General features: G+C 35.2%; 16 protein-coding genes and 1 tRNA gene. 5 read left to right on the plus strand and 12 right to left on the minus strand.

Annotated elements, in window-relative coordinates; all coding sequences use genetic code 11:
• Positions 1-583 precede the first annotated feature (583 nt).
• The 3 genes from infC to CVS84_RS07925 all read right to left on the minus strand — a co-directional run bounded on the left by infC (position 584) and on the right by CVS84_RS07925 (position 3837).
• Positions 584-1102, minus strand: a complete 519-nt coding sequence (infC, locus tag CVS84_RS07910) for a translation initiation factor IF-3 (protein ID WP_107691822.1) — start codon at positions 1100-1102, stop codon at positions 584-586.
• Complete coding sequence (thrS, locus tag CVS84_RS07915) at positions 1099-2919, minus strand: threonine--tRNA ligase (protein WP_107691823.1); 1821 nt, start codon at positions 2917-2919, stop codon at positions 1099-1101. The genes infC and thrS overlap by 4 nt, the downstream gene beginning before the upstream one ends.
• A 342-nt stretch (positions 2920-3261) precedes the next feature.
• Positions 3262-3837 carry a YbaK/EbsC family protein gene (locus tag CVS84_RS07925; protein WP_107691824.1) on the minus strand — a complete coding sequence of 192 codons (576 nt, stop codon included), beginning with the start codon at positions 3835-3837 and terminating at the stop codon, positions 3262-3264.
• A gap of 63 nt (positions 3838-3900) precedes the next feature.
• Between CVS84_RS07925 and ung the strand changes: the two genes are divergently transcribed.
• The gene (gene ung / locus CVS84_RS07930; protein WP_107691825.1) at positions 3901-4593 is read left to right on the plus strand and encodes a uracil-DNA glycosylase; all 693 of its coding nucleotides are present in this window, start codon (positions 3901-3903) and stop codon (positions 4591-4593) included.
• Between the two features lies 1 nt (position 4594).
• On the opposite strand, the gene CVS84_RS07935 is transcribed toward ung, so the two are convergent.
• Positions 4595-4888, minus strand: a complete 294-nt coding sequence (locus CVS84_RS07935) for a hypothetical protein (RefSeq protein ID WP_107691826.1) — start codon at positions 4886-4888, stop codon at positions 4595-4597.
• Positions 4889-4968: 80 nt separating this feature from the next.
• On the opposite strand from CVS84_RS07935, the gene CVS84_RS07940 reads away from it, so the two are divergent.
• The 4 genes from CVS84_RS07940 (at position 4969) to CVS84_RS07955 (ending at position 8798) form a co-directional block, all read left to right on the plus strand.
• Complete coding sequence (locus CVS84_RS07940) at positions 4969-5496, plus strand: pyridoxamine 5'-phosphate oxidase family protein (protein ID WP_107691827.1); 528 nt, start codon at positions 4969-4971, stop codon at positions 5494-5496.
• Between the two features lie 28 nt (positions 5497-5524).
• Positions 5525-6691: a replication-associated recombination protein A gene (locus tag CVS84_RS07945; RefSeq protein WP_234411923.1), complete on the plus strand. Its 1167-nt coding sequence runs from the start codon at positions 5525-5527 to the stop codon at positions 6689-6691.
• Positions 6692-6758: 67 nt separating this feature from the next.
• On the plus strand, positions 6759-7100 hold the full coding sequence (locus CVS84_RS07950) for a hypothetical protein (RefSeq protein WP_107691829.1): 342 nt from the start codon (positions 6759-6761) through the stop codon (positions 7098-7100).
• A gap of 279 nt (positions 7101-7379) precedes the next feature.
• Entirely contained in the window at positions 7380-8798 is a 1419-nt protein-coding gene (locus tag CVS84_RS07955) for an alanine/glycine:cation symporter family protein (RefSeq protein WP_087578171.1), read from the plus strand.
• A 74-nt stretch (positions 8799-8872) separates the two neighbouring features.
• Here the strand turns inward: CVS84_RS07955 and CVS84_RS07960 are convergent.
• From CVS84_RS07960 to asnB, 8 genes are all read right to left on the minus strand, one after another.
• Positions 8873-8948: transfer RNA gene (locus CVS84_RS07960), tRNA-Val, on the minus strand.
• A 551-nt stretch (positions 8949-9499) separates the two neighbouring features.
• The gene (locus CVS84_RS07965) at positions 9500-10630 is read right to left on the minus strand and encodes a glycosyltransferase family 4 protein (protein ID WP_107691830.1); all 1131 of its coding nucleotides are present in this window, start codon (positions 10628-10630) and stop codon (positions 9500-9502) included.
• Positions 10631-10651: 21 nt separating this feature from the next.
• The gene (locus CVS84_RS07970) at positions 10652-11632 is read right to left on the minus strand and encodes a glycosyltransferase family 2 protein (RefSeq protein WP_107691831.1); all 981 of its coding nucleotides are present in this window, start codon (positions 11630-11632) and stop codon (positions 10652-10654) included.
• A gap of 10 nt (positions 11633-11642) precedes the next feature.
• On the minus strand, positions 11643-12395 hold the full coding sequence (locus CVS84_RS07975; RefSeq protein WP_107691832.1) for a glycosyltransferase: 753 nt from the start codon (positions 12393-12395) through the stop codon (positions 11643-11645).
• Between the two features lie 9 nt (positions 12396-12404).
• A complete protein-coding gene (locus tag CVS84_RS07980; protein ID WP_107691833.1) occupies positions 12405-13547 on the minus strand; it encodes a glycosyltransferase family 4 protein in 1143 nt (380 codons plus the stop codon).
• Positions 13540-14457 carry an NAD-dependent epimerase/dehydratase family protein gene (locus CVS84_RS07985; protein WP_107691834.1) on the minus strand — a complete coding sequence of 306 codons (918 nt, stop codon included), beginning with the start codon at positions 14455-14457 and terminating at the stop codon, positions 13540-13542. Before CVS84_RS07985 ends, CVS84_RS07980 begins: the two co-directional genes overlap by 8 nt.
• Positions 14454-16073: a glycosyltransferase gene (locus CVS84_RS09740; protein ID WP_107691835.1), complete on the minus strand. Its 1620-nt coding sequence runs from the start codon at positions 16071-16073 to the stop codon at positions 14454-14456. Before CVS84_RS09740 ends, CVS84_RS07985 begins: the two co-directional genes overlap by 4 nt.
• Positions 16060-17919: an asparagine synthase (glutamine-hydrolyzing) gene (asnB, locus tag CVS84_RS07995; RefSeq protein ID WP_107691836.1), complete on the minus strand. Its 1860-nt coding sequence runs from the start codon at positions 17917-17919 to the stop codon at positions 16060-16062. Before asnB ends, CVS84_RS09740 begins: the two co-directional genes overlap by 14 nt.
• Positions 17920-17976: the final 57 nt, after the last annotated feature.

Raw genomic sequence — 17976 nt, forward strand, 5'->3', positions numbered from 1 at the left:
GTTATCAAATTTACTCTTTCAGGCGAGCTCTTGCCTAGTCGAATTTCAGCAAAGCACCCATGTAATGGTTGGCAGAAAAAGGATGGAGCAAATTCTAGTAAGTAAAAATTAAAATTTGCTCCATTTAATCCACGAACAAGCAAATTTCTCGTCAAATTTGGTCGCCACATAAAACCAAGAGTAGTCAAAGCTTTTTGTAAAAAGTATTATTAAAGCAATATCCCATTACCAAATTTAGCTAGATATTAGGCAAAATTTAGCTTAAAAACACTCACGCAAGCATTAAAAATTTGTAAGCTCGCAAGAAAGTCGATTTGCCTAGATTATTTTCAGCATAACACCCATGCGAACGATAACAAAGCGGGCAAATTCCAGCAAGTAAAGACAAAAATTTACTAAATTTAAACCACATCCAAATTTTGCCTATCAAATTTAACCATAAGGTATATCAACCCTGCAAACGCCTTTGCGTAAATTTAACACATATAAAAATGATAGAATTTTTGAGAAATAGTTATTTGTGAGTTTTTGTATTAAAAATTTAATAAAAAAGAGCAAGCCTTAGCCTGCTCTTTGTGAAAATTTAACCCTTTTTTGGAGTTACAAGCATATTTACATAACGACCTTCTATTATAGGCTCTTTGTCGCGATCAGCTTCATTTTTTATCATTTCCCAGACCTTCTCAAGCATAGCTACACCAGCTTCTGGAGTACTCATCTCGCGACCCTTTAAAAAGACACGAAATTTAACGTGTTTGCCATCTTGCAAAAACTCGCTTGCGTGTTTAACCTTGTAGTTTATATCGTTTTGGGCGATCTTGACAGAGAGTTTTATCTCTTTTATCTCGATGGTTTTTTGCTTTTTCTTGGCCTCTTTTTGCTTTTTCTCTTGCTGATAACGGAATTTACCATAGTCCATTATCTTGCAAACTGGTGGCTTCGCATCTGGTGCTATAAGCACCAGGTCAAGCCCAAGCCTATTTGAGATCTCTAAAGCCTCATCTCTTGAGATGACACCATACGCAGTGCCATCATCTCCTACACATCTTACCTCTCTCGCCCTTATGTCCTCATTGAGCAATACTTCATTTTCCTTACTCAAAAATGTACCTCACTAAGTTTCTCCTTCGTTAAATTTATAAATTCCGCCAAGCTCATATCGCTCTGCGTTCTAGCCTGTCTGTCGCGCAATGCAACGCTCTTATTCGCTACTTCGTTGTCTCCTAGCACGACTATCATAGGCACCCTTTGTTTTTCTGCCGTTCTTATTCTTTTATTTAAACTCTCATTTTTACTTGCGATCTCGCTATCGACGTTAATCTTTCTTAGCTCGCGTGAAATTTCTTTTGCGTAGTCTAAATGCGCGTCGCTAATCGGCACGATGACGACTTGCGTAGGAGCGATGAAAAATGGCAACTCACCAGCAGTGTGCTCAAGTAAAATTCCTATAAATCTCTCAAAACTGCCAAGCAAGGCTCTGTGAAGCATTACAGGGCGCTGTCTTTCGTTGTTTGCATCGATGTAGCCTAGATCAAAGCGCTCTGGTAGGTTAAAGTCCACTTGGATAGTGCCACACTGCCATTTTCGCTTTAGCGCGTCAGTGATTTTAATGTCAATCTTTGGTCCATAAAATGCGCCACCGCCCTCGTCGATGCCGTATTTAAAGCCATTTTCATCAAGGGCTTCTTTTAGTGCTTTGGTCGCAGTTTCCCAAATTTCATCGCCACCGATCGCTTTGGCTGGCTTGGTTGAAATTTCCATCTCGTAGTTAAAGCCAAAATTCTCCATTATCTTGCCGGCGAATTTTAAAATTTCTAGGATATTTTCTTTGATCTGGCTTGGCATACAAAAGATATGCGAGTCATCTTGCGCAAATTCTCGAACCCTGAAAAGTCCGTGAAGTACACCGCTTTTTTCGTGACGATGCACCACACCGTACTCGAAAAATTTAAGCGGTAGATCGCGGTAAGACCTGATGTCGCTTTGATAAACCTTGATGTGACCAACGCAGTTCATCGGCTTTATGCCATACTCCACGTCGTCAATAGTCGTAAAGTACATATTTTCTTTATAGTTTGCGTAGTGGCCGCTCTTTTTCCACACGTCAGCTTTTAAAAGCTCTGGCCCACGCACTGGCTCGTAGCCACGGTCGCGGTGAGCTTTGTATAAAATTTGCTCTAGTTTTGATCTCAAGCGTCCGCCGTATGGTAGCCAGATCGGTAGGCCGCCACCCACTTCGTCGTCAAATGTAAATAGCTTCATCTCGACGCCAAGCTTTCTGTGGTCGCGCTTTTTAGCCTCTTCGATGATGCGGATGTGCTCTTTTAGGCTCTCTTTGTCTGCATATGCTGTGCCGTAAACCCTTGTTAGCATCTCGCGATTCTCATCACCGCCAAGATATGCCCCAGCTACGCGTGTAAGCTTAAAAAATCTTAAAAATTTAGTATTTGGCAGGTGTGGTCCACGGCAAAGATCTTCAAAATCGCCTTGCGAGTAACTACTCACTTCGCCATCTGGAATTCTTTTTAGGACCTCTTGTTTTAGATCGTCATCTTTAAATTTATCGCTCATATTAGCTTTAGTTGAGCAGGTTTTGACGATGTCAAATTTCTTCTCAGCAAGCTCTTTCATCTTATCTTCGATCGCTGCTAGATCGCTCTCGCCTAGCTTCGTGCCCTCATCATCAACTCTAAAATCATAATAAAATCCATCTTCTACGTTTGGTCCGACAAAAAATTTCGCCTTTGGATAGAGTGATTTGATAGCTTGTGCCATGAGGTGTGCACAGGAGTGTCTGATAACGTGTAGTGCCTCTTTTGAGTTGTCAAAATAGATAGGCTCAGCACTACTTTCGCGCCCTGCGATACTTTGAGTATCGACTATTTCGCCATTTAGTTTGTATGCGATGATATCGCTCATTGTTTTTCCTTATATCAAATTGTCTTTTTTACGATAAAAGAACGATTAAGGATTTTATCAAAATGGGCTTTAAGCTAAACTTAATATTTGCTAAGCAAATTTTTATAAATTCTTTTTAAATTTTAATAAATTCGAGCTAAAATTTTTGGATTATTAAATATATATTTTTATATAAAATTATAAAAATACCTAAATTTAGCATATTTTATTTATATAATTTATTATATTTTAAGATTATCGCTGATAATATTTGCCACTGAAATGAATTTAGCAATTTCTCGTCTTTGCATTACTAAAATTCATTTTTCTCCCGACAATATTTAGTGCTAGGAAGTGGTTAGCCTAGCACTTTTCTTCTCTAAATTTAACAAGCACCGGCTTTACTATCCTAGCGTAGTCTTTTGCATTTAGGACAACTGATCTATTAAGAAGCCCTGCATTAAAGGCGATCTCATCGTTTCGCTCAAGCAAACTCTCATCCACGACAAGGTGTAAATTTTTATGAAAACTAAATGGCGGAACCGAGCCAAATACGCAATCAGCCAAGGCCGTAACCTCGTCTGGGCTAGCAAGGCTCGCTCTTTTGCCATCAAATTTTTGAGCAAGCGCGTCAAGGTCCGCTTGCTCGTCAGCTGGCAAGACAGCAAGCAAGTAAATTTTACCAACCTTCATCACTGGCTTTTCGTCATCTAGCAAGTAGGCATTTAACACATTTTCATCTTTAAAAATTTGCCCAAATTTCTCCTCATCTACGCCTTTTATAGAGCATACCAGCGCCTTTGCGCCCTGGCTCATCTTCGTGCCCCTTATCTTAGCGACCTCCTCTGAAGTCCTCACACTCTCATGCTCTATCACCCTAAATTTAGCCCCATTTTTGCTAAGAAGGTCATGGATTTTATTAAAAATTTGCTCAGACACCGCTCTTTCCTTTGGATAAATTTAGTTAAAATTATACCGCTAAAACCAAAAAAGGGCAGGAAAATGCAGATAAATTTAGATGACGTAAAGATCGAACCAAGCTGGAAAGAGATGCTAAAAGATGAGTTTTTGAGTGAAAATTTCGCCAAGATCAAAGAGAATTTCTTAAAAGCAAAGAGCGCTGGCGTCGTCTATCCACCAAGTGGGCTTATATTTAACGCATTTAACCTAACGCCATTTCACGCCGTAAAGGTTGTCATTTTAGGACAAGACCCCTACCACGGCGCCAACCAAGCCATGGGGTTAAGTTTTTCTGTACCTAGTGGTGTAAGGGTCCCGCCAAGTCTTGTAAATATCTACAAAGAAATTTACGCTGATCTTGGCATAAAAGAGCCAAATAGTGGCGATCTCACAAAATGGGCAAAGCAAGGCGTGCTGCTTCTAAACTCAACTTTAAGCGTTAGCGCTGGAGCGGCAAATTCCCACGCAAGCTTTGGCTGGCAGGGCTTTACGGATGCTGTAATAAAAAAAGTTAGCCAAAATTTACAAAACGTAGTTTTCATGCTTTGGGGCAATCCAGCTAGAGCCAAAGCACCGCTAATAGACGCTAGCAAGCACCTCATCTTAGAAGCAGCCCACCCAAGTCCGCTAGCTCGTGGCGCATTTTTTGGCTGCCGTCACTTCTCAAAGGCAAATATCTACCTAGCAAATCACGGTAAAACGCCGATAGACTGGGATCTAAATGTAAAAATTTGATCTATTTTTTTAGATCATTTAAAAGTTTGTTTGTCTCTTCAAGCTTTCTTTTGCAAAATTTCTCATCTTTGTTTTGTAAAATTATGGCTTCTTGGCCGCTTTGTCTTTGTTTAAACTCATCAAATTTAAGCTCAAAAAGCCTTAGCTCCTTTTCATCATTTGCAAGTCGCTTGCTCTCTTTGGCATAAAGCTCGTCAAGATATAGCCTACTTTGCTTGATATATTCATTGCAAACATCGTTTGCATGGACTAAATTTACACCCAGCAAAAGGGCAAAAATAGCTATTTTTTTCATGTTTTTCCTTGAAATTTTTGCGTTATACTAGCCTTTAAGCACTTAAATTTTAAAATACTTTTTCAAAAAAAGGATAAAAAATGAGACGAAAAGATAGAGAGCTAAGCCGTGAAGATGGCTTAAAAATCATAGATGAATGTGAATATGCAGTAATTTCATGCGTGGATGATGAGGGAGAAATTTTTAGCGTACCGGTCTCGCCTGTTAGAGTTGGTGAAAGCATTTTTATACACGGAGCTACCGCTGGCTGTAAGGCAAAACTACTTCAAAATGGACGAAAAGTAGAGTTTGTCTGCGTTAGTTTTAACAAAGTCCCACATCTAAATGATAGCGAGCTAGAGGCGATAAAAGACGACGGTAAAGCGCTTGGCGGCAAGGTCTTTACGACTGAGTATAAAAGCGCCATCGCAAAAACGAGAGCCTACGAGGTGACAGATGAAGCCAAAAGATATGAAATTTTAAAAATTCTCAGCCAAAAATATACCGCCTACGCGATGAGCACTTTTGACGTGGCGGCCGAGTATGGGCTAAAGATCATGAAAATTTATGAGCTAAAGATAGAGAGCCTTAGTGCAAAGGCTAAAATTTTGCCAAAACCAGCAAAGTAAAGGATGAAATTTGAGCTCACTTGCACTGATGTTTAGACCAAAAAGCTTAGATGAAATTTGCGGACAAAAGGCGGTTAAGGCGGCATTTTTAAAATTTATAGCCTCTAGCAAAATCCCGCATTCCATCTTTTATGGTCCAGCAGGCTGTGGCAAGACGAGCTTTGCAAGAGCAGTAGCAAGCGGAGCAAACTACGACTTTTACGAGTTTGATGGCGGAAATTTAAGGATAGATGACTTTCGCAAAATTTTAAAAAACTACGAAAACGCCTTAAATAAGCCACTCTTTTTCATAGACGAGATCCACCGCCTAAGCAAAACCCAACAAGAAGCACTGCTAATTCCCATGGAAAACTACAAGGCCCTAGTCATCGGAGCTAGCACGGAAAATCCCTTTTTCACGCTAAGCTCAGGCATCAGAAGTCGCTCGATGCTCTTTGAGTTTAGGCCGCTTAGCAGTAGCGATTTTGAGGAGCTTCTTGGCAAGATCAGAGAGCAAATTTCATTTAGCATTGATGAGGAGGCAAAGGAGTATCTTTTTAAAAGTAGTGGTGGCGATGCAAGAGCTATGCTAAATTTACTCGAATTTGCCATCACGCTTGATGAAAATGTGAGCTTAGAAAATTTAAAAACACTTCGCCAAAACGCCCTAAAAGAAGGGGCAAAAGAGGACGACACGCACTACGAGCTAGCAAGCGCTTTTATAAAAAGTCTGCGTGGAAGCGACGAAAACGCCGTCATATACTATCTTGCAAGGCTCATAGACTCTGGCGAGAGTGCGGACTTCATCGCTAGAAGGATGGCGATATTTGCCAGCGAAGACATCGGCAACGCAAACCCAAATGCGCTAAATTTAGCCGCCAGCACACTAAGTGCGGTAAAAGAGATAGGCTTTCCAGAGGCTAGGATTATACTTGCTCAGTGCGCCATCTATCTAGCCAGCTCGCCAAAGTCAAACTCCAGCTACAATGCTATAAATGCCGCCCTAAAATACGTGCAGAGCGAAGAAATTTTAAAAATCCCACCATATCTAAAAAATCACACAAAAGAGAGCAAAGACTACCTTTATCCGCATGATTTTGGCGGCTGGGTCGAGCAAAAATATCTAGAAAAACCGCTCGTTTTTTACAAAAGCAAGGGCATAGGCTTTGAAAAAACACTAAATGAGTGGCTAGAGAAAATAAAATCTAAGGGCTAAATTTTAGGCTTTACTCTGTCAGATTTATTTATGGCAAGTATAAGAGTAAATTTTAAAAGGAATGCAGATGAACAAGCAAAATTTAGCGTACATCGCAAATTTAAAGATAGAAGACGTGCCTTGGAGTAGATTAACAACAGCTTATGGCAGAGCAAGCGGATTTCCAGAAATTTTTAAACAACTTTGGGAAGCGATCGGCGAGAAAAATTTAACGCAGAGCGTGACTACCGACAAGTCAAACAGTGGACAAAATATGGCAAATCCAGCAAATAACAATGAAGCAAAATTTAACGCCAAAGCTACTTTTAACGTGCTTTATAAGATTTTTAGCAAAACTAATAGCCAAATACGTTTTGCCAAGCTATGCCCACGCAGGAAAAATAGCGAATTGTTTGTAAAAGCCTTCTAAAAAACAAAAACCTAATTTTAAAATCCAAAAATCAAGAAATAATTTTAGTCCTCATAAGCCGTCTTTGCGGAATAAATTTAGAAATTATCAATCAAAAAAACGCCTTATAACACGAAAAATTTGTCGTAAAATCTAGCTATCAAAAACACGCTTGCCACGAGTAAGCCGAAAACTAGCGCGAAATTTTAAACCAAGCTAAAAAATTTTTCTTATTTATTTTAATTTTATATTTTTTTAAATATACTCGCTCTCTAAACTACACCAATGAAAGTCAAGAAAATGCCTACAAATTTTGCTGAAATTTTAAATAATTGTGTTGAAAGTATAAATTCATTTCTTTGGGGTCCATACTTCCTTATTACCCTACTTTGCGGCACTGGACTATTTTTTACTATTAGGCTTGGGTTTGTTCAAATTTTTAAGTTTAAAATGGGCCTAAGAGAGCTTTTTGGGAATTTCTCACTTCACGGCGAAGCTGCTGGCAAGGCCGGTATGAGCCAGTTTCAAGCGGTCGCAACCGCAATCGCCGCACAAGTTGGCACTGGCAATCTAGTAGGTGCGACAACAGCTCTTATCATGGGCGGTCCTGGAGCGATATTTTGGATGTGGTGCGCTGCATTTTTAGGCATGGCTACAAATTTTGCTGAAATTTGCCTAGCTCAAATTTACCGCACAAAAGATGATAGCGGGCACACGATAGGCGGTCCGGCATTTTATATAAGTCGTGGATTAAAGGGAAAATGGGCAAAAATTTTAGCTGGATTTTTCGCTATCGCTATTATCATCGCACTTGGCTTTATCGGCAATATGGTGCAAGCAAACTCGATCTCAGACGGCTTTAAAGGTGCCTTTGGTATACCTCAGTGGATAACTGGAGCTTTTTTAGCAATCGTCTGCGCAGTCATCTTTATAGGCGGCGTAAAGGCGATCGCAAGAGTGGCTGAAAAGATCGTGCCTTTGATGGCTTTACTTTATGTAGGTGTTGGACTAATCATTATCGCTTTAAATTTTCACGAAATTCCAGATGCAGTTTTGCTTATCTACAAAGCAGCGTTTGATCCTTCAGCTGCGTGGGGTGGAGCTACTGGAGCCAGCATAGCAGCTGCGATGAGATACGGAATAGCAAGGGGTCTTTTTAGCAACGAAGCTGGCATGGGCTCGACTCCGCACGCACACGCTGCTGCAAACGTCAAACACCCAGTCGATCAAGCAGTACTTGGTATAATGAGCGTATTTGTAGATACATTTATCGTGCTAAATATCACGGTTTTTGTAGTGCTTACTGCAAATGTTATTAGCTTTGAAAACGGTAAGGCAGTCTTTACAGGTATCACCTTGGTGCAAGAAGCCTTCTCATCGCATATCTTTGGTAAGGTTGGCGGATATAGTTTCGTAGCTGTTTGCCTATTTTTCTTTGCATTCACAACGATTCTTGGATGGTACTATTTTGCTGAGATCAACGTAAGATACCTTCTTGGGGCAAAAGCGGTCAGAGCTTTTCAAATTTTAGTAGTCGTTTTTGTATTTTTGGGAAGCTTGCAAAAAGTTGATTTTGTCTGGAGCCTAGCAGATATGTTTAATGGCTTGATGGTCGTACCAAATTTAATTGCCATCATCATTTTAAGCCCTATCGTGGCAAAACTTTTAAAAGATCACGATGCTGGCAAAGAGTATGATGTGAAAGATTATTTGAAATAAATCTTTACCACATCTTTAGAAAAATTACTAACAATTAATTTTTGAATCTCTTGTTTAGGATATTTTATTAGAAGTGGTGGCCCCGAATGGACTCGAACCATCGACCACTACCATGTCAAGGTAGTGCTCTACCAACTGAGCTACGGGACCAAAGATTTGGGATTATATTTTATTTTATATTTTATTTAGCTTAATTCTTTAGTAATTAAATTTGTTTATAAGCAGTAAATGTAATGGATAAATTTAGAATTAGCTAACGCTTGCTTCGCAGTTATTGGTAAAGATAAAAACTACCCGGTCAATATCGGCAACTCACACGTCATCATAAAGACTCCTTGATAGCGATAAAGAGCTAAAATGTGTAAGCTACCGCCATGATGTAGGACATGGTGCTAGCTTTGGAAATTATCTTGAATACTGGAAGCTAACATATAAAAATTTACAAAGAGAATATCTAGAGTAAAAGATTGATGCTAAAAATTCTTCAAAGGTGAGTATAAACCTACAAAAGATGAATAGGAATTTTTAAAACAAAAGGCTGATAAGAATAATACAAAATCAGTTAGTGGACTAACGGGGTAGAAGTCTAGCCTAGAAAAAACTAGTGAGCTTGTCTTGGTTTTATTATTTAAATCACGATAAGTTTGCTAAAATCCAGTCAATATAAAATTTTAAATTAAAAACCTAAAAATGGCAATGTGCTATTTCCCAATAATAATCTTTGCAAGTCTTTCATTCTTTTCATTTATATTAAATTTTACTTCAGCTATTTTTCTGCTTTCTATACCCATTTGGACTATCATTTCTGGATTTTGTATAAAATAAATCATCTTTTGTGCCAAAATTTTACTATCAAATGGTGGCACCAAGAATCCATTTACTCCATCTTCAACAGTTTCTCTACATCCTACGCTATTTGTGGTTATTACTGCCCTTCCTATTGCCATGGCTTCCTGCGTACTTCTTGGCACACCTTCTCTGTAATACGAAGGCAAGATAAAAATGGAACTATTCACTATCCGTTCTTTTATATCATTTACGAAGCCAGGATATATAACTACGCCACTATCAAGATAAGTTTTTAGCTCTTCTTGCGTTAATCCAAATGGATTGTGCTCATCAAAACCACCAAATATATAAAACTTTACATCTTTATATTTTTCTTTTACGATTTTAGCTGCCTCTAAATACTCAAATATTCCCTTTTCTGCAAGAAGTCTTGCTATAAAAATAAAACTTATAGGATCAGTAGGTGCTTTAGTATATGAGAATTTATCAAGATCAACACCTATACCACCTAATATATTTATGGACTTTACTTTTATATTGTATCTATCAATCAAATCCTTTTTATCGTCATTATTTAAAAATATAAGCTCATCAAGAGATGGTAGTGAAATTTTATATAAAAGAACTTGTATAGTTTTTATAATTTTTGCCTTTTTTGTTTGCCCATTTTTATGAGCTGTAAAAGCTCCGCCAAGCCCTTCTATCATGCCTACTATTCGTGGCACTCTTGCTATTTTTGCGGCTATAGTTGCAAAAATAACTGGCTTAACAAAAAAAGAAAAAACCGCATCTGGCCTATGCTGCCTAAATAGCTTAACCAAATCATATGTAGCAATGAGATCTTTAAATGGGTTTAGCCCTTTTGCATTTAAAGTGTGGTCAAGCGGTGTTGCACCCAATGAGATTATTTTTTTTCTACTTTCTTCATTGTAGTCACTAACTAAACAGTAGACATCATGCCCTTTTGATACAAGTAGTTTTATAAACTCTTCTCTGAAATTTATCATCATAGACGAGACATTACCGATTATAAAAATTTTCATAGCAACTCCAATCATATGAATCTAAAAATTTCTAAGCCTAATAAATACTTTTTTTGCAAAAACAAAAATTTGCGGAAACCCTATAAAAACAGTACTATATAAAATTTTATAGATTATATTTCTATTGATTTGAAAAACATATTTTATATTATTTGCTTCTGGGCATATAGCATTTATTTGTTTTTTAAAATCGCTTTCAGAATAATCCAAAGTAAATTTTAAAATAGTAGGAATGTGAAATTTAAAATATTCATCAAAAAGATCTTTTTGTATCAAAAATTTCTTTACAGCTATGCTAAAATCAGCAAAATCACCAAGGGCTTTTTTATTATTTGAAAAACTACTAGAAAGTGAATTAGGATTTGTCCTGTAGTGATAAAATGGTTTTGCAACGTGAGTAATTTTTTTTGCCCAATAAAAAAGCTGTAAATTTACAAAACTATCTTCGCAGTGTGAAAAATGTGGAAATTCAACATTTTCATAAAGCTCTCTTTTAACCAATTTATCGCACATGGAAACAGAAATTTCATGAGATAAAATAGCTTTCACAAAGTCCAAATTAGACTTTGGATGATTTTTTGTATAAAAAAAACTTTTTGCGATACTTTTTTTATTAAATTCTTTAATATAGTCAAAACAAACTATGTCTGCATCACTTTTTCTAGCTTCACTAATCAAAGAACTTACCATATCTTTATCGACCCAGTCGTCACTATCTACATGTAAAATGTATTTTCCACTTGATATTTTCAACCCACTTTTTCTAGCTTGCGGTAAGCCTTCATTTTTTATTTTATTAATAATTTTTACATGGCTTTTTCTATTTGGGTATCTTTCAATAATGTCCTTCAAAATTTTCATAGAACTATCTGGAGTGCAATCATTTACAAAAATATACTCTATATTGTTATAGTCTTGCTCTAAAAGCGTAGTTGCACACTTTTCTATATATTTCTCCACATTGTAAATAGGAACTATTATAGAAACATCGTAGTCTTTCATTTATATATCTTTATAATTTTCTAAAATTTTTAATAAGTCTTAAAATAAATAGGACGGTTTGTAAAAATTTATTTTCGCCCATCGCCACCTGAACTCTGTAAAATTCACAAAGAGTTCCTAATATATCAATACTACTAACTCCATCATTTGAAAATTTACCGACAACACTTTTTACAACTTTTATCTTTGCTCCATAATTTGCAGCAGTTAGTACAAATAGCTGATCTGCTGCTATTGGAAATTTTCTTGAATAGTAACCAAGTTTTTGATGAAGACTTGTGCGGTATATTGAGCCTACAGCATGCCCAGAGATATAATGAGCTTGTGCCTTTAGCCATCTTGGCCCACTATTTGGCTCGATTTTGCCATTATTAGTATCAATACAAGCTGTTACTATGTCTACACCATCCCCCATGGCTTTCTTATAATCTTGAATAGCATTTGGATAAAGCTCATCATCAGCACCGATAACAAGATAGAATTCTCCATTACAAGCTTTTATGCCTCTATTTAAAGCATCATAAATCCCAAAGTCTTCGCCCGAAATTACTTTTATATTTATCCCATGCGTATTTTTTAAAATTTCTAAAGTCTTATCGCTAGACGCTCCATCAGAAATGATCCACTCAAAATCTTTATCGACTTGCTCTTGCAGACTTTTTATTAATCTAGGTAAGAATTTTTCTACATTATAAGTTGCGGTAATTACACTAAGTCTTGTGGGTCTTTCTTCATAATTTTTATAGTAGATATCTTTATTCATTGTTACGCCCTAGTAAGTTAAAGCTTCTCTACAAATTGAAGAGTAAATATTTGCAAATTTTTTTGTCCTTGCTTCTAATGGCTCTACATTACTCTCATTTTCTATCTTATAAAATTTTAGTACTTCTTTTAAAGACTCAATACTATCCCTTTCAAAAAAAACTGCGTTTGGATATTGTTCTTTATGCACATCCAAATCAGACAAGATCATATTTTTTCCTACACTTTTACACTCTTCAACTGTAGAGCTCCAACCCTCAAACAAAGATGGATTTATCACCGCTTTTGAGAATTTAATTAATGCAAAAACATCTTCATAATCCACAAGACCCAAAAGTTTTATATTATCTTCAAGATTATTTGATTTTATAAATCCCCTTGTATCATCAATATATGTTTTATTTCTATAATCACCTAGATACCCAGTACAAACAATATTAATCTCAATGCTATCTTTTTTTAATTCACCAATGGCCTCAAATATCATCATGTGATTTTTATGCTTCCAAAATTGATTTGGTATATAAAAAAAATCATCTTTTATTTCATACTTTTGCAATAACAAACTTTTATCATGTTCGTCTAGTTCAAAATATCTACTATTTGGTTGCGAAACAAATTGCAAAACTCTTGCCTTGTCTTCATAATTAGGTGCAAATTTTTTCATATCTTTTAATGCATCAAAACTACTAAGAACAATTAGATCACTATCTCTTATTAACTTTAAAAAATTATTATTCCTATTTTGTATCTCTTTTTCAGAAAACATTTGAGGTAAATGAATATGTTGAAAATCAGGTATCCAATTTATAGTTTTTACATTTTTTAAATTTGTTATAGCTGCATGAGAAAGTATTTGTATATTATGTTTTTTAAGGATATTTTCGAGCAAAATATTTGTTTTAAATATTTTTTGTTCTATTTTACTAAGAAACCATTTTATACTTTTTCTGTCAAATACGCTATCTTCTATTACAGTTGCATATTCTTGAAACATTCTTTTTGTTTCTATATCTATTTTTTTACCAACAAAAACAAATACTTCAAGCTCTTTTTTTTCTACAGAATTTATAGCAAAAAGCAAGTTTTTAAAATAGTTTAATCCGCCCATCCATTCTTTTGACACACTACCTATAAATCCAACTTTAATCATCCAGTCCCTTTATCCACTCTACATAGTTTATTATCTCTTGTTTTAAATTTTTATCCGCCTTAAAACCATTTTTTTCTAGCTTGTGTGTATCCGCCCAGTAGTATATTGGATTTCCTACATTTGCTTGATTATTAAATTTTATATTAATATTTGGATTTACTAGATTTCTTATCATTTCTACTACATCTTTTATGGTATGCTTTACACCAGTTCCGCCGTTTATGATATAAAATTTCTCATCTTTTTTTAACAACATATCAACTAAACGCAAAACATCACTTATGTGTATAAAATCCCTTGTCTCCTTCCCCGTACCCCAAAAGACGGCCTCATCACTACTATCTAATATTTTTTGGCAAGCATCCCAAAGCAACTGCTTCTTAAGACCATTTCCGTATACTGAAAAGAGTCTTATTATAGAAATATTTAAACCAAATTTTTCACTATAGCTCTGACATAGATCCTCGGCTATTTTTTTATGATACCCATAAGGAGAAACTGGTCTTCCGAAATACTCTTCTACGATCGGCTTATCCTCACATTCGCCATGTACTGCTGGACTTGATGGGTAGATAAGATGGGAATTATTGTTATACACCCTTATATATTCTAAAACTTCAAGTGTACCATTTACTGTTTTTTTAAAATCTTCGTATGGGCATTTAACAGAAAAACCAACAGAGCCACTACCGCCACAATGCACTATAACATCAAAAACTTGTTCAAATTCTAAAATTGCCTTTATCGACACATCATCCTTTTTCCAGTAGTCAAGCCCAATCTCTTTCGACTCTTCTATAGACAGTCCACCATGTCCTATACCATATGTCTGATATCCTAGAGTTTTAAAATGATGTGCTACGTTCGAACCCAAAAAACCCTTGGCTCCAGTAATTAATATTTTTTTCAAAACAAATCACCTTTATTTTTTCCACATGCAACAAATGGAATGATAACATTTGGAAAATTTTGTTTTAATTTATTTGCATACTCCTCTTCTGTTGGAATCAATGAATCATTGTTGAAATCATATTCGTCTATTCCTACCCATTTTCCAGCACCAAAGTCATATCTTTTTATAACTTTACAAGGACTCCCAACAGCAACACTAAAAGGTGGTATGTCTTTGTTAACCAAACTTCCAGCACCTACTATAGAGCCTCTACCTATTGTTAAATTTCCAATAACACTCACTCCAGCGCCTAGCCATACATTGGTTTCAATAATAATTTTTTTTTCCATAGTTGTTCCAGTAGCAATATATGGTATAAAAGGATTTTTAAAAATATGGTCGCTTCCCATAAATTTACAATCAATGCCACTCATAAAATAATCTGATACTTTTATTAATAATCCTGAGCTAAAAAAATTCCTTCTGCCAATATAACAGTTGCTGCCAATTATAATATGCTTATTGTCTCCCAACCTTTTATTTACATTTATCCAAGTGTATTCGCTGATACCAGTATTATTCCCTATTAAGATATTTTTCCAGCCTGTTACATGCACTGTCTTATCAATATATGTATTTTTGCCTATATCTTTTTTATGAAAGAGTAATTGTGCCTTAGAAAATAGTATTAATAAAATCTGTTTTTGTTTTTGAGATAAATGTTTTTTTAGTTTATTTATTATTTTTCTTTTTATGCTTATTTTATTTTTTTCTCTTAATATGCTAGACACTACATTTCTATTTACTGTTTTTTCAACAATATCTTTTGTAAAACTAGGATAAAAATTTACTAGTTCGTCCTCATGTTCCGAGAAAGAACAGTGAGTTCCACTTCCATCAAACCCAATATTTTTCACTAACTTCTTAGCAGGATATAGTGTAAGTCCATTTTGTTTAAATACACACAGATACCAATAAATCGCCCACGAATCTATTTTATCATTGATCTGCATCTTAGTTATGCTGATATAATCATAAGAATCATCGAAGTTAAAAAGATTTTTTTCTTGTATTGAGCTACTGACAATTTGCTCCAAATCCTTTTTATCTCGTTTGAATTGTTGCCATCTATCCACCCAAGTACCCCAGCTCCAAGAGCTAGTAAGTTTCAAAAAATAGCTACTTTCGATATCCGATATATTATCAGTAAAAGAATACCCAGTAACACTGTATACTTTGTCCTCATTTTTATAAATTTCCAACGCCTCGTTCATAAATTTTAAAAAATTTGGACTTGTTATTAAGTCATCTTCAAGAACAATTATTTTGCCATATTCATTTACAATTTTTGTAACACCGTCTATGATACTATTTGCAAGACCATAGTTTTTTTCTCTTTCAATGATTGTAATATTTTTAAATCCGTTTATACTTTTTATATATTCTCTTACCTCTGCTACTTTTTGTTTTGACCCTTCGTTTTTAGCCGCATCAGAATATATAAAAAGATCACTCTTATTTGAAATTTCATTTTTTTGCAAAGCCTCTATGGTCTGCTTTGTATGATCTAATCTATTATAGACAAATAGCACTATTGGTGCTAAATTATACGATTTTATATCACTTTGTTGCATTATTGCCAGCCCCAAATTTTTTAATTGCTTTTTCCCAAATATATGGTGTTAAATTCTTCCAAGAATTTTCAGCCAACACATAGCTATTTGTATTTTTATTTGCTATATTCGAAATTTGTCTTTGAAGCTCAGGTGGATTGTCTATCAAGCTAGATTCCATAAAGCCTTTTTCATGAACCGTATCCAAAAACCATTCCTTTAAATCGCCCTGCATCCAATCAACTATTGGAGAGTTAAATCCTACCTTAGACTTTCTCCATGTTATCTCTTTTGGCATATAAGGATCCATAGCATCTCTTATGAGCTTTTTTGTATAGCCATTTCCAAATTTACTAGAATACGGCAAAGAGGTTACAAAAGAGACGATCCTATGATCCATAAAAGGCATCCTTATCTCTACGCTATTTGTCATAGAATACCTATCATAATTCCTAAGCAAGGTTGGCAATATCGTTTCATGAAAAATTATATATAGTTGCTGAGAAAAGCTATCAAGTTTTTTAAAATTTTTATGGTTGGCATCTTTTGACCTAATTTCTTTTCCAAAAAATATTTTTGCTATTTTCTTTATCATAAATTTAACATATATATTGAAATTACTATTCCTATCAAACTGTGTTCCATTACCCAATGTCTCTTGATAGGTATTAAGTATGTCAATACTATTTTTTATCGAAAATTTACTATTCCATAAGGCTTCAACTAAATGCCCATAGCCACTAAAAAGCTCATCTGCTCCATGCCCATCTAATGTCACTGTCGTTCCATATTTTTTTACAGCTCCATATGTAGCCATCATTGGTATCGGGCTAGTTATATATAAATCCTCAAACATATAAAAATATTTTTCTAGGTTATCCCAATATTTAAGAGGCTCAATGTTTATATAAGTAGCTTCAATTCCTATATGATCAACAACCATTTTTGCAAAATGCGATTCATCAAGTGGAGTACCTGGGAAAGATGCAACAAAAGCATGTTGCCAGTCATTCTTGCCATAATCAACATTAGACTTTGACAGATGAGCCATAGCTGAAATAGTTGCACTACTATCAAGTCCTCCACTAAGGGCTGTTCCTATAGGAACATCTGCTCTCATCCTAATCTTACAAGCATCCAAAAATAGCTCCCTAAAACGCTCTACTTGAGCATCATATGTTTTGGGTGGGTCCACAATATTATCAAGCGTGTTCCAGTATCTTTTTGTAACCAAATTTCCATTTTTATAAATTCCATTATGTCCAAAAGGAAATCTTTTAATTCCATCTATCAAACATTTTTCGGTTGCTTCATAGGAAAAAATATTATTTTTCATCCAATGAAAATCTTGTGATGGTCTTATTTCTTTTAAAAATGGATAGATAGCCTTCATTTCTGAGGCAAATATAAATTTACCATCAGTCATGGCATAAAAAAGTGGTTTTTTGCCAAATCTATCTCTGGATAAAAAAAGCTCTTTTTTTTGACTATCCCATATAGCAAAAGCCCACATTCCATTAAATTTTAAGACACACTCTTCACCCCACTCTATATAAGAATAAAGCAAAACTTCTGTGTCTGATGATGAACAAAATGTATGCCCTTTTACTTCTAGCTCTTTTTTAATTTCCAAAAAATTATATATCTCACCATTAAAAATTACACAATATCTTTTTGTTTTATCATACATTGGTTGATGAGCATCGTTTGACAAATCCACAATAGCTAGTCTTCTATGTCCCAATGTAATACTATTTTCAATTGTTTCTATCCCGAAACCATCAGGACCTCTATGCTCTAATCTATTCAAGGCATTTTTAAATTCGGTTCCATTTGATGATGGTATTGTTCCTAATATTCCACACATATATTTTTAAAGATCCTTCACATAATTACTTTATAGACCAATACAGATATTAAATCA

Source organism: Campylobacter concisus (genome assembly GCF_003048575.1).
GTDB lineage: Bacteria > Campylobacterota > Campylobacteria > Campylobacterales > Campylobacteraceae > Campylobacter_A > Campylobacter_A concisus_U.